Source organism: Allobosea sp. 47.2.35, assembly GCF_024655635.1.
In the GTDB taxonomy this organism is placed as follows: Bacteria; Pseudomonadota; Alphaproteobacteria; order Rhizobiales; family Beijerinckiaceae; genus Allobosea.
This window is the reverse complement of record NZ_JANLGI010000008.1, coordinates 129505-142439: the sequence shown is the minus strand read 5'-3', so window position 1 is coordinate 142439 and position 12935 is coordinate 129505. Positions and strand designations below refer to the sequence as shown.

Annotated in this window: 11 protein-coding genes and 1 pseudogene; 11 read left to right on the top strand and 1 reads right to left on the bottom strand. The window is 65.8% G+C overall.

The genetic code is table 11. The annotated features are described in order from the left end of the window. Nucleotides 1-214 precede the first annotated feature (214 nt). From NUV79_RS12450 to NUV79_RS12425, 6 genes and pseudogenes are all read left to right on the top strand, one after another. Nucleotides 215-1279, top strand: a complete 1065-nt coding sequence (locus tag NUV79_RS12450) for an ABC transporter ATP-binding protein (protein ID WP_308218198.1) — start codon at nt 215-217, stop codon at nt 1277-1279. A 39-nt stretch (nt 1280-1318) separates the two neighbouring features. Beyond that, nucleotides 1319-2365 (top strand): annotated as a pseudogene (locus NUV79_RS12445) (ABC transporter substrate-binding protein). A 28-nt stretch (nt 2366-2393) separates the two neighbouring features. Next, nucleotides 2394-3230, top strand: coding sequence for an ABC transporter permease (locus tag NUV79_RS12440; RefSeq protein ID WP_257733396.1), 837 nt, complete (start codon nt 2394-2396; stop codon nt 3228-3230). Then, entirely contained in the window at nt 3227-4036 is an 810-nt protein-coding gene (locus NUV79_RS12435; RefSeq protein ID WP_257733395.1) for an ABC transporter permease, read from the top strand. Before NUV79_RS12440 ends, NUV79_RS12435 begins: the two co-directional genes overlap by 4 nt. Continuing rightward, complete coding sequence (locus NUV79_RS12430; RefSeq protein WP_257733394.1) at nt 4029-5645, top strand: class I adenylate-forming enzyme family protein; 1617 nt, start codon at nt 4029-4031, stop codon at nt 5643-5645. Before NUV79_RS12435 ends, NUV79_RS12430 begins: the two co-directional genes overlap by 8 nt. A 42-nt stretch (nt 5646-5687) precedes the next feature. Next, nucleotides 5688-6485, top strand: a complete 798-nt coding sequence (locus tag NUV79_RS12425) for an enoyl-CoA hydratase/isomerase family protein (RefSeq protein WP_257733393.1) — start codon at nt 5688-5690, stop codon at nt 6483-6485. 21 nt (nt 6486-6506) lie between these two features. On the opposite strand, the gene NUV79_RS12420 is transcribed toward NUV79_RS12425, so the two are convergent. Further along, nucleotides 6507-7832: an MFS transporter gene (locus tag NUV79_RS12420; RefSeq protein ID WP_257733392.1), complete on the bottom strand. Its 1326-nt coding sequence runs from the start codon at nt 7830-7832 to the stop codon at nt 6507-6509. A 184-nt stretch (nt 7833-8016) separates the two neighbouring features. Here NUV79_RS12420 and cyoA point away from each other — a divergent pair, with 184 nt between their 5' ends. From cyoA to NUV79_RS12395, 5 genes are read left to right on the top strand one after another with little or no spacing between them, the layout of a single operon-like run. After that, nucleotides 8017-9099: a ubiquinol oxidase subunit II gene (cyoA, locus tag NUV79_RS12415; protein ID WP_257733391.1), complete on the top strand. Its 1083-nt coding sequence runs from the start codon at nt 8017-8019 to the stop codon at nt 9097-9099. An 11-nt stretch (nt 9100-9110) separates the two neighbouring features. Further along, a complete protein-coding gene (gene cyoB / locus NUV79_RS12410; protein ID WP_257733390.1) occupies nt 9111-11108 on the top strand; it encodes a cytochrome o ubiquinol oxidase subunit I in 1998 nt (665 codons plus the stop codon). A gap of 9 nt (nt 11109-11117) precedes the next feature. Continuing rightward, a complete protein-coding gene (gene cyoC / locus NUV79_RS12405) occupies nt 11118-11750 on the top strand; it encodes a cytochrome o ubiquinol oxidase subunit III (protein WP_257733389.1) in 633 nt (210 codons plus the stop codon). Next, the gene (cyoD, locus tag NUV79_RS12400) at nt 11747-12130 is read left to right on the top strand and encodes a cytochrome o ubiquinol oxidase subunit IV (RefSeq protein WP_257733388.1); all 384 of its coding nucleotides are present in this window, start codon (nt 11747-11749) and stop codon (nt 12128-12130) included. Before cyoC ends, cyoD begins: the two co-directional genes overlap by 4 nt. Before the next feature lie 10 nt (nt 12131-12140). After that, a complete protein-coding gene (locus NUV79_RS12395; protein ID WP_374679261.1) occupies nt 12141-12881 on the top strand; it encodes an SURF1 family protein in 741 nt (246 codons plus the stop codon). The last annotated feature ends 54 nt before the right edge of the window (nt 12882-12935 follow it).

Genomic DNA, 12935 nt, shown 5'->3' with positions numbered 1-12935 from the left:
GCTTCCGGCAAGCTGAAGCCGGAGGTTGCAGCTTGCGGTTCATTTGAGCCAGTGGTTGCGCTAACGGCCATTCTGGCCGCGTCGATAGCTTCGTCAGCCTGCTTTGCGGATGGATGGCCGCTTGACACGTCTCGTCTCCGATTCACATACTGACATTGATATCAGTTTCAGGATCGTGATGCACCCATCTCTAGCACATCGCGGCGCGAAAGGGTTGCAGGCCTCCACAGGCGGGGCGCCGATCTCGTTCTCCGGGATCACGAAGCGCTACGGGCCGGTCGAGGCGCTCCGGGAATTCTCGCTGGATATCGCGGGCGGGGAGTTCGTCACCTTCCTCGGCCCGTCGGGCTCCGGCAAGACGACGGCGCTCAACATCCTCGCCGGCTTCATCGAGCCCAGTGCCGGCGACGTGCTGATCGACGGCGTCTCGATCACCCGCTTGCCGACCGAGAAGCGCAATGTCGGCATGGTCTTCCAGAGCTATTCGCTGTTCCCGCACATGGATGTCCGCGACAATGTCGCCTTCCCGCTGCGGATGCGCGGTGTGCCGAAGGCGGAACGTCATGCGCAGGCCGAGCAGGCGCTGGCGATGGTCCGGCTCGCAGGCTTCGGCGGGCGCAAGCCGCATGAACTCTCCGGCGGCCAGCGCCAGCGCGTCGCCTGCGCCCGCGCCATCGTGTTCGAGCCGCGCGTGCTGCTGATGGACGAGCCGCTCGGCGCGCTCGACCTCAAGCTGCGCGAGGCGATGCAGGACGAGATCAAGGAGGTGCAGCGCCGCATCGGCTGCACGGTGATCTATGTCACGCATGATCAAGGCGAGGCGCTCGCCATGTCCGACCGGATCGTGGTGATGAGCGAGGGGCGGATCGAGCAGATCGGCACGCCGGCCGCGGTCTATGACAGCCCGAGCAACGCCTTCGTCGCGCAATTCGTCGGCGAGACGAATTTCTTAGCCGCAGAGCTGGCCGGGGGGCGGCTCGCCTTCGCGGGGGCCGACGCGCCGGCGCCGGCGCGCCTGCCGGAAGGCTGGCGCGGGCGGGTGGCCTTGCGGCCGGAGCATTTCACGAGGGTCGCGGAGACTGGCGGCGCGCCTGCGCTCGCCGGGCGGATCGGCGACGTCGCCTTCCATGGCGGCAGCTACCGCTATGTCGTCGAGACGGAGCAGGCCGGGCGCGTGATCGTGCAGGAGCAACGCCGGCATGGCGGCGACGGCCCCGTTGCCGGTGCGCCGGTGACCCTCGGATTCAGCCTGGAAAGGGCAGCGTTCCTCGACGGCTGACGATCGATTCCACGACATAACAAGGGGAGGGAACGAACGATGACCGCAGTGACGAGACGTGACATGGGCCGCCTGGCGCTGGGCGGCGCGGCGCTCGCCGCATTGGGCACGAGCGCCCGCGCGCAGGCCGTGACGATCACCGTCAACGGCTCCGGCGGCAGCCTCGCCAAGTCGCTGGAGCGGATCTACGAGAAGCCCTTCACCGCCGAAACCGGGGTTGGCGTCCGCGCCACGGCGCCCGTCTCGCTGGCCAAGCTCAAGGCGATGGTCGAGACCGGCAACATGGAATGGGACCTGACCGAGATGGGCGGGGCTGACATGATCGAGGCCGTGAAGAACAACTGGCTGACCGAGGTCGACTGGTCGATCGTCGATCCCGACAACAAGCTGCCGCCGATCGCCCGCCAGAAATACGGCATGGTCACCTCGACCTTCTCGACCGTGATCGCCTATCGCACCGACAAGTTCGGTGGCAAGGCGCCGAAATCCTGGGCCGATTTCTGGGACGTGAAGACCTTTCCGGGGCCGCGCGCCTTGTAGGATTCGCCGGTGCAGAACCTCGAATTCGCGCTACTCGCCGACGGCGTGCCGGCCGACAAGCTCTATCCGCTCGATGTCGAGCGCGCCTTCAAGAAGCTCGACCAGATCAAGCGCCATGTCGCGGCCTGGTGGACGACCGGCGCCCAGCAGGTCCAGCTCCTTGTCGATGGCGAGGCGGTGATGGGCACGGTCTGGAACGGGCGCGTGCCGCCGCTCAAGAAGGAAGGCAAGCCGGTTGACATCATCTGGAACGGCGGGGCGCTGCAGCTCTCCTACTGGGCGGTGCCGAAGGGTGCCAAGCACCCGAAGGAAGCGATGCGCTACATGAAGACGCGCCTCGATCCCGACAAGGGCGTGCAGCTTCTGCAGGATTCGCCCTATCCCGGCTTCGCGCCCGGCCTGATCGAGAAGGTCGATCCGGAGCTTGCCAAGATCCTGCCGATCCATCCCGACAATGTCGCGGTCCAGTATTCGTTCAACCCGGAATACTGGAGCGAGAACCGGCCGAAGCTGACCGAGCGCTGGGCCGCCTGGCTGCTGAGCTGAAGCGAGCGACTGGCCGAGGACAGGTAACGTGCTCAGGAAATCGCTGGTGGCGCCGCTTCTGGCCGCGCCGCTCCTGCTGCTCTTCGCGATCTTCTTCGTGGTCCCGTTCGTCGAGATCATGCGGATCTCGTTTGCGAGCAAGGGCGGGGCATGGGCCGGCGTCAGCTGGCTGATGTCCTCGCCGGTCTTCGCGGTGGTCTTCCTGAACACGCTGAAGCTCGCGCTCAGCGTTACGCTGATCTGCCTCGTCCTCGGCTATCCCGCCGCCTGTTTCATCGCCGGCCAGCCGGCCTCGCGGCGCGGCATCTATCTCGCGCTGGTGCTTTTGCCGTTCTGGACCAGCGTGCTCGTGCGCACCTACACATGGTCGCTGGTACTCGGGCGCGAGGGGCTGCTCAATGCCTCGCTGATCTGGCTCGGGATCACCTCCGAGCCGCAGCGCTTCCTATTCACGCCGCTCGCGGTGCATCTCGGCATGGTCCAGATCCTGCTGCCGGTCGCCATCCTGACGCTGGTCGGCGTCATGACCGAGCTCGATGCCGGGCTGGTCCGGGCTGCGCGCGTGCTCGGCGCCTCGCCCTGGCGCGCCTTCTGGCATGTCTATCTGCCGATGACGAAGCCCGGCATCGTCGCCGCCGCGATGCTGCTCTTCATCCTCTCGCTCGGCTTCTATATCACGCCGGCGCTGCTCGGCGGGCCGCGCCACCGCACCATCGCCAACTTGATCGACCTCCAGGTCCACCAGATGAACGACTGGACGGCGGCTTCCGCCATGGCGCTTGTCCTGTTGGCGACGACGATCGTTGCGGTCGGCCTGCTGCGCTGGCTGGTGCCGGAGCGCAATCTCTACGGGGGTGCGCGATGAGCTCCCGCCTCGTTCGCATCGCGCTCGCTCTTTGGTTCTGCGCTGTCGTCTTCTTCCTGCTGTTCCCGCTGATTTTCCTGATCCCGCTCTCCTTCAACGAGTCGGAAATCCTGAGCTTCCCGCCGAGTGCGTGGTCGCTGCGCTGGTATCGCGTGCTCTTCACCGATGCGTCCTGGAGCGGGGCGCTCTGGCTCAGCGTCAAGATCGGCGTGCTCGTGACGATCCTGTCGGTCGCGATCGGCACGGCAAGCGCATTGGCGATCGTGCGCCATCGCCTGCCGGGAGCAGGGCTGCTCTACGGGCTGGCGATCGCGCCGCTGATCGTGCCGGGCATCGTCATCGCGCTCGGCATGTTCATGCTGTTCGCGCGCCTCAAATGGCTGGAGAGCCTGACCACGCTGGTCCTCGCCCATACGGTCGTGGCTGTGCCCTATGTCATCGTGGTGGTGAGCGCTGCCCTGCGCAATCTCGACGAGACGATCGAGCGGGCGGCGCGCGTGCTTGGTGCCGGCCCGTGGCGGAGCTTCCTGCTGGTGACGCTGCCGGCGCTCAGGCCCGCGATCCTCGCCGGAGCGATGTTCGCCTTCTTCGCCTCCTTCGACGACCTGATCATCACGCTCTTCGTTTCCGGGGCGATCGAGACCCTGCCGCTCCGGATCTGGAACGACCTCAATCTCAGGCTCGACCCGACCGTCGCCGCCGCTGCCTGCGTGATGGTGGCGATGTCGATGGTCGGGCTCGGCATCGCGGAAATCGCACGCAGCGCCGGCTTGCGCCGGCTCAGGACGGAACAGGCCGATGGATAGGGAATTGCAGGAAGCCGCGGATTTGCGCGCATTGATCGAGGCCGAGCCGTTCCCGCGCAATCTCGCGGCCTTCATCGACGGCTGCGCGGATGAGATGGGCGATGCGCCGGTAGCGAATTTCTTCGAGGCCGGCATCGCGCTGAGTTATCGCGAGCTTGCCGAGAAGACGCGCGCGCTCGCGGCCGGGCTTGCGGCACGCGGCATCGGCTTCGGCGACCGGGTCGGCGTGATGCTGCCGAACATCCCGGCCTTTCCGCTGACCTGGCTGGCGCTGGCACGGATCGGCGCGATCATGGTGCCGGTCAATGTCCGCTATACCCCGCGCGAGGTCGCCTATGTGCTGACCGATAGCGGCGCCGGGACGATCGTCATCGATGCCGGCGTGCTCGCCGAGATTGGCGAGGCGCCGGAGGTCAGGGACCTCCCAGCTTTCGCCAGGCCGATCGTCGTCGGTGGTGCGGGCGATTGGGAGGCTCTCGCCGCGACCCCGGCGGCTGATTTCGTGCCCGTGCGCGAGCCGGAGCTCGATGACCTCATCAACATCCAGTACACTTCAGGCACGACCGGCTTTCCCAAGGGCTGCATGCTCAGCCACCGCTACTGGCTGACGCTCGGCCGGGTCGCGGCGATGCGCGCCAACGGCATCGTCAAGCATGTCATCGCGGCCCAGCCCTTCTACTACATGGACCCGCAATGGCTGCTGCTGATGGCGATGCGGCTCAAGGGCACGCTTTTCGTCGCGGCCAAGGCCTCGGGGACCCATTTCCTTGACTGGGTCCGGCGCTACGGCATCGAATACTGCATCTTCCCGCAGATCGTCCTGAAGCAGGCGCCGCGGCTGGATGATCGCGATATCCCGCTGAAGATGGTTTCGGTCTTCGGCCTGCGGAAGAACATGCATGCCGAGCTGGAGGCGCGCTTCAACGTGGTGGCGCGCGAGAGCTTCGGCATGACCGAGGTCGGCTCGGCCCTGTTCACGCCCTATGGCGCGACCTCGATGGTCGGCTCCGGCACCTGCGGCATCGCCTCGCCCTTCCGGGAGGCCACGGTCCGGGACGAGGAGGGCAACGAAGTCCCGCCCGGCGAGATCGGCGAATTGTGGATTCGTGGCCCCGGTATCCTGCAGGGCTACTGGAACAAGCCTGAAGCCAATGCCGACAGTTTTCGCGAGGGTGGCTGGTTCCGCACCGGCGACCTGTTCCGGCGCGACGAGCGCGGTTTCCATTATATCGTCGGGCGGATCAAGGACATGATCCGCCGCTCCGGCGAGAACATCGCGGCGCGCGAGGTCGAGGCGGTGATGCTCGGCTGGCAGGATATTCTCGAAGCCGCCGCGATACCCGTTCCCGATATCGATCGGGGGCAGGAGGTGAAGGCCTGCATCGTGCTGAAGCCGGGCGTTGCCGCCGATGCCTTCGATGTCGACGGCTTCTTCGCGCATTGCAGCGCGCATCTCGCGCCGTTCAAGGTGCCGCGCTTCCTCGAATTCCGCGCGAGCCTGCCGAAAACCCCGTCCGAGAAGGTCGCCAAGCACGTCATCGTCGCCGAGCGCGAGGACCTGCGCGCCGGCGCCTATGACCGCCTGTCCCGTGGCTGGCTCGCCGGCTGAACCGCTTCCGTTTCGAGATATCCGCGCCGAAGGAGAATCGCCTTGCCGCTTCGCTACGAGAAGGATGGCGACATCGCCGTCTTCACCATCGAGAACGGGTCGGTGAATCCGACCAATCCGATGATCCACAAGGAGCTTTTCCTCGCGCTCAAGGACTTCCTGGCGGATACCTCGATCCGCTGCGGCATCCTGACCGGGGCCGGCGAGCGCGGTTTCTGCGCCGGGGACGACATCAAGACCCCTTACAAGCGCGGCACCACCTCGCGCGACGAACTCGCCGACCATCTCTGGCCGCATAATGGCGAGGGCGAGACGCCGCATGATTTCTCCTGGTCGCGCGACGTTCTGGCGCTCGAGCGCTTCAAGCCGATCATCGGCGCGGTCAACGGCTGGTGCCTGGGGCAGGGCATGATCTACCTGCTCTCGCTGACCGATATCCGGATCGCCTCGACCAATGCCAGGTTCGGTTTCCCCGAGGTCGCCTATGGCATGGGCGGCGCGGGCGGCACCTCGCGGCTCGGCCTCCAGCTGCCGCACACGGTCGCGATGTGGATGCTTCTGACCGGCGAGCCGATGGAGGCCGAGGAAGCCCTGTCGCATCGTCTGATCAACAAGGTCGTCGCGCCCGACGCCCTGATGGCGACGGCGCGCGAGGTCGCCGGCAAGATCACGCGCCATCCGCCGGAGGCCGTGCGCGTCGAGATGGAGGCCTATTACCGGGGCCGCGAGCTCTCGCGTGCCGACGCTTTGGCCTTCACCAAGCATCTCTACCGGGTGCAGCGCATGGGCCTGCGCGAGGAACCGGTCCAGCCGGACCGCTTCCTCTATCGGCAGGGCTGAGGTGGGCGGGGGCGGGGCGCGCTATTCGTAGCGCGCTTCCAGCCGCCGGTCGATCCACAGAGCCGCCAGCGTGCAGAGCGCGCCGGAGAGCAGGTAGAGCCCGACCCAGGCGAGGCCGAAAGCGCTGGACAGCGTCAGCGCCACCAGCGGGGCAAAGCCGGCGCCGATCAGCCAGGCGAGGTCGGAGGTCAGCGCCGCTCCGGTATAGCGGTATTGCGGCTTGAAGCTGGAGGCGACCGCGCCGGCGGTCTGGCCATAGGCGAGGCCGAGCAGGCCGAAGCCGACGATGACATAGATCGTCTGGCCGGCGAGGCTGTCGCCGAAGAGCAGCGGCGCGACGATGCTGGACAGGCTGAACAGCGCGATCATGCCGCCCGAGAGCAGCAGCGTGTTGCGGCGGCCGATCTGGTCGGCGATCAGGCCGGAGGTCACGACCGCGCCGGCGCCGACCACGGCGCCCGCGCTCTGTACCAGCAGGAACTCCGAGACCGAACGGTTGGTGAAGAGGTTGATCCAGCTCACCGGGAAGATGGTGACGAGGTGGAAGAGCGCGAAGCTCGCCAGCGGCACGAAGGCGCCGAGGATGATCGTGCGGCCATGGGCGCGGATGAGCTCGACCACAGGGACCGGCATCAGTTCGCGGGTTTGCATCAGCTCGGCGAATTCAGGGGTCGCGACCATGCGCAGGCGGGCGAAGAGCGCGACGACGTTGATCGTCAGCGCGACGAAGAAGGGATAGCGCCAGCCCCAGCTCAGGAAATCCTCCTTGGAGAGCGCACCCTCGAAATAGGCGAAGAGACCGGCGGCGAGGATGAAGCCGAAGGGCGCGCCGAGCTGCGGCAGCATGGCGTACCAGCCGCGGCGGTTCGGCGGGGCGTTGAGGGCGAGCAGGGAGGACAGGCCGTCCCAGGCACCGCCGAGCGCGATGCCCTGCAGCAGGCGGAAGCCGGCGAGGATGACGATCGACCAGATGCCGAGCGTCGCATAGCCCGGCAGGAAGGCGATCGCCGCCGTCGAGCCGCCGAGCAGGAAGAGCGCGGCGGTGAGCTTGGTCCCCCGGCCGTAGCGGCGGTCGATGGCGAAGAACAGCACGGAGCCGATCGGGCGGGTGACGAAGGCGAGCGCGAAGATGCCGAACGCATAAAGCGTGCCCGTCAGCCGGTCGGCGAAGGGGAAGACCAGCTCGGGGAAGACCAGCACGCAGCCCAGCCCGAAGACGAAGAAGTCGAAATATTCGGAGGTTCGTCCGATGATGACGCCGAGCGCGATATCGGCCGGCGCCACATGGCCGTGGCCGCGCTCTTCCGTCTTGTGTCTCGATGAACGGCTCGCCGCGTCAGCGCTCATGACCGCGAATTCCTCTTTGGCGGGCCGGCCGTCAGAACCGGACTTGCCCGCACCTCCTGCAAATGGATACGGTGGATAGAAGCCACCCGTCAAACCGTCGCAATGGGACAGATTGTCCGATGTGCAGTGCGGGAGAATGGGAATAGAGAACGGCGGTTCCCGGATCAGGGAGGTCTCGAGTCTCTTGAGAATCTTTCGAATTCTACCGATTTTGCCGTTGTTCGCGCTGCTCGGCGGCTGCCAGATGGTGCTGCTTGGCCCATCAGGCGATGTTGCGATGCAGCAGCGAAACCTCCTGCTCGCCTCGACCGCGCTGATGCTGCTGGTCATCGTGCCGGTGATGGCGCTGACGATCTTCTTCGCCTGGCGCTACCGTGCCTCGGCCAAGGCGAGCTACGATCCGGACTGGAACCATTCGCTGCCGCTGGAGGTGGTGATCTGGTCGGTGCCGCTGCTGATCATCGTCATCCTGGGTGCGATGACCTGGATGGGCACGCATCTGCTGGACCCTTATCGCCCGCTCAACCGGATCAGCGCCAGCAAGCCGGTGGTCGAGGCCAGGGCCGGCGGTAACGGGGTCAAGAAGGAGCCGCTCGTCATCCAGGTCGTCGCGCTCGACTGGAAATGGCTGTTCCTCTACCCGGCGCAGGGCATCGCCTCGCTCAATGAGGTCGTGGCGCCGGTCGACCAGCCGATCGAGTTCCGCATCACCTCGTCCTCGGTGATGAACTCGCTCTTCATCCCCGCGCTGGCCGGCCAGATCTACGCGATGCCGGGCATGCAGACCAAGCTCAACGCCGTGATCAACCATTCCGGCGAGTTCGAGGGCTTCTCGGCCAATTACAGCGGTGCCGGTTTCTCCGACATGCGCTTCCGCTTCCGCGGCGTCGACGACAAGGGCTTCGGCGACTGGGTGCAGGGCGCGATCCGCAACGGCAGCACGCTGGGGCGCGAGGACTATCTCGTGCTGGAGCGGCCGAGTGAGCGCGAGAAGGTCCGTTATTTCCGCGACATCCCGTCCGATCTCTTCAGCGCCATCCTCAACATGTGCGTCGACCGTGCCAAGATGTGCACGCGCGACATGATGGCGCTGGACGCCAGGGGTGGGGGCGGCAAGGAGGGCATCCATATCGTCGCGCAGCTCGAATACGACAAGAGCGTGCGCCGGGGCGGGCAGCCGATGCCGCCGCGCCCGTTCGTGACGGCGATCTGCACGCCGACCGATGTCTACGGCACCGCGGGCGTCACCGCCCGCGCCGCCAACTAGGCGAGTGAGCGATGACCTATCCCGACTGGTGGAAGCTGATCTTCGGCCGCTTCACCCTTGAAGCGATCCCCTATCACGAGCCGATCCTGATCGGGACCTTCGCCGCAGTGGCGCTCGGCGGCCTTGCCCTCGTCGCGCTGGTCACCCGCTACAAGCTCTGGGGCTATCTCTGGCACGAGTGGTTCACCAGCGTGGACCACAAGAAGATCGGGATCATGTACATGATCCTCGGCGTCATCATGCTGCTGCGCGGCTTCGCCGACGCGCTGATGATGCGCGGCCAGCAGGCGATCGCCTTTGCCGGCAACGAGGGCTACCTGCCGCCGCATCATTACGACCAGATCTTCACGGCGCATGGCGTGATCATGATCTTCTTCGTGGCGATGCCCTTCGTCACCGGCCTGATGAACTATGTCGTGCCGTTGCAGATCGGCGCCCGCGACGTCGCCTTCCCGTTCCTCAACAATTTCTCGTTCTGGATGACGGTCGGCGGCGCCGTGCTGGTGATGATGTCGCTGTTCGTCGGCGAATTCGCCAAGGTCGGCTGGCTCGCCTATCCGCCGCTCTCGGGGGCCGCCTACTCGCCTGGGGTGGGCATGGACTACTACCTATGGGCCCTGCAGATCGCAGGCGTGGGTACGACCTTGTCCGGCGTGAACCTGATCGCGACCATCGTGAAGATGCGCGCGCCCGGCATGGACATGATGAAGATGCCGGTCTTCACCTGGACGTCGCTGTGCACCAACGTGCTGATCGTCGCGACCTTCCCGATCCTGGCGGCGACGCTCGCGCTTTTGACGCTCGACCGCTATGTCGGCACGAATTTCTTCACGAACGATCTCGGCGGCAACCCGATGATGTACGTGAACCTGATCTGGATCTGGGGCCACCCGGAGGTCTACATCCTGATCCTGCCGATCTTCGGGGTGTATTCGGAGGTGGCCTCGACCTTCTGCGGCAAGCGCCTCTTCGGTTACGCCTCGATGGTCTATGCGACGGTGGTCATCACCATCCTGTCCTACCTGGTCTGGCTGCACCACTTCTTCACGATGGGCTCGGGCGCCAGCGTGAACTCCTTCTTCGGCATCACGACGATGATCATCTCGATCCCGACGGGCGCGAAGATATTCAACTGGCTGTTCACGATGTATCGCGGCCGCATCCGCTTCGAATTGCCGATGCTGTGGCTGCTCGCCTTCATGATCACCTTCGTGATCGGCGGCATGACCGGCGTGATGCTGGCGGTGCCGCCGGCCGATTTCATCCTGCATAACAGCCTGTTCCTGATCGCCCATTTCCACAACGTCATCATCGGCGGCGTGGTCTTCGGCGTCTTCGCCGGCATCGCCTACTGGTTCCCCAAGGCCTTCGGCTTCAAGCTCGACAAGTTCTGGGGCCTGCTGTCGTTCTGGTTCTGGGTGATCGGCTTCTACGTCGCCTTCATGCCGCTCTACATCCTCGGCCTGATGGGCGTGACGCGACGCCTCAGTCGCTTCGAGGACCCCTCGCTGCAGATCTGGTTCGTGATCGCGGCCGTCGGCGCGGTGCTGATCGCGCTCGGCATCCTCTGCTTCATCATCCAGATCGCCGTCAGCATCGTCAGGCGCGAGCCATTGCGCGATACGACCGGCGACCCGTGGGACGGGCGCACGCTGGAATGGTCGACCTCCTCGCCGCCACCGGCCTACAATTTCGCGTTCACGCCGATCGTGCATGATCTCGATGCCTGGGCCGACATGAAGAAGCGCGGCTACCGGCGCCCGCTCGGCGGCTTCAAGCCGATCCACATGCCGCGGAACACCGGCGCCGGCGTGATCATCGCCGGGCTCGCCACGATCTGCGGCTTCGCGCTGATATGGTACATCTGGTGGCTGGCGGCGCTGACCTTCGTCGGCGTGGTCGCGACTGCGATCGCGCATAGCTTCAACTACGACCGCGACTTCCACATTCCCGCTGACGCAGTCGTGCGTGAAGAGGAAGCGCGCAGCAGACAGCTCGGACGGGCCTGAGGGGCGATGATGGCCAAGGCGAAAGCACAGGCACAGGCCGCGGGCGTTCCGACGTTCTACGTGACCGAAGACGAGCACGAGCACTCCGGCGGCTCGACCATGCTCGGCTTCTGGCTCTATCTGATGAGCGACTGCCTGATCTTCGCAGTCCTCTTCGCGACCTATGGCGTGCTCGGGCGCAACTATGCGGCCGGGCCGTCGGGCGCCGACCTGTTCGATCTCAGGCTGGTCGCGGTGAACACGGCGATGCTGCTGTTCTCCTCGATCACCTACGGCTTCGCCATGCTGGCCATGGACAAAGGCAAGCAGGCGCTGATGCAGCGCTGGCTGCTCATCACCGGACTGTTCGGCCTCGCCTTCCTGGCGATCGAGCTCTACGAGTTCGCGCATCTCATCCGCGAGGGGGCGACGCCGATGCGCAGCGCCTTCCTGTCCTCCTTCTTCACGCTGGTGGGCACGCATGGCCTGCACGTCACCTTCGGCCTGATCTGGTTGACCGTGCTGATGGTGCAGGTCTCGAAGCGCGGGCTGATCGAGGCCAATCGGCGGCGCCTGCTCTGCCTCTCGATGTTCTGGCACTTCCTCGACGTCATCTGGATCGGCGTCTTCACCTTCGTCTATCTGATGGGCGTGCTGAAATGAGCGGTTCCCAAAGCCACGTCGACCCGCACGCCGAGCAGCATGGCGCCCATGGCGACGACCATGCCCCGCATGGCAGCCTGCGCGGCTATGTCACCGGCTTCCTGCTCTCGGTCGTCCTGACCGCGATCCCGTTCTGGCTCGTCATGAACGACGTGCTCGGCAACGCGACGCTGACGGCGATCGTGATCATGGCCTTCGCCGCCGTGCAGATCGTCGTCCACATGGTCTATTTCCTGCACATGAACGGCCGCTCCGAGGGCGGCTGGAACATGATGGGCCTGATCTTCACCATCGTCATCGTGGTGATCGTGCTCGCCGGCTCGCTGTGGGTGATGTACCACCTCAACACCAACATGATGCCGGACATGCATAAGATGTGAGACCGGATCGGTGCCGGTGGAAGCGGGCGGGCGCAAGCGAGGCGGCCTTGCTCGGTTCGCTTTTGCAACAGCACTTGGTCTGTTCGTCCTCGTTTTCGCTGGTCTCGGCATCTGGCAGCTTGAGCGCCGGAGCTGGAAGGTCGACCTGATCGCCCGCGTCGAGGCGCGGATTCATGCTCGAGCCGCCGCGGCGCCGGGATCGGCGGAATGGTCCAGGATCAGCGCGGCCACCGACGAATATCGCCGCGTCATGCTGCAAGGCCGCTATCTCGATGCCCCGGAAACGCTGACCATGGCGGTGACCGAGCGCGGGCCGGGCTTCTGGGTTCTCGCGCCGTTCCGTAGCGATGCCGGCTTCACCGTCCTGGTCAATCGCGGCTTCGTGCCGGAAGGGCAGCGCGGGGCGGGAGAGCGGCGAGCGACGGGCGCCGGGGATACGAAGGTGGTGGGCCTGCTGCGGCTGAGCGAGCCTGGCGGCGGCTTCCTGCGCAGCAACGATCCCGCTGCCGGGCGCTGGTATTCGCGCGATGTCGTTGCGATCGCTTCTGCGCGCGGGCTGGGAGAGGTCGCGCCCTATTTCGTCGATGCCGATGCGGCCGCGGAGCCTGGCCCGCTGCCGCAGGGCGGCATGACCCAAGTCAGCTTCCGCAACACGCATCTGGTTTATGCGCTGACATGGTTCTGCCTCGCGCTGATGAGCGCGGGTGCCGCGATCTTCCTGATCCGCCGGGGCGGCGAGGAAGCGCCGTGAGGGAGCTTCAACCGGGTGGCTTCCTGAAACGAAATCAGGCGCCCGGAGGCGCCT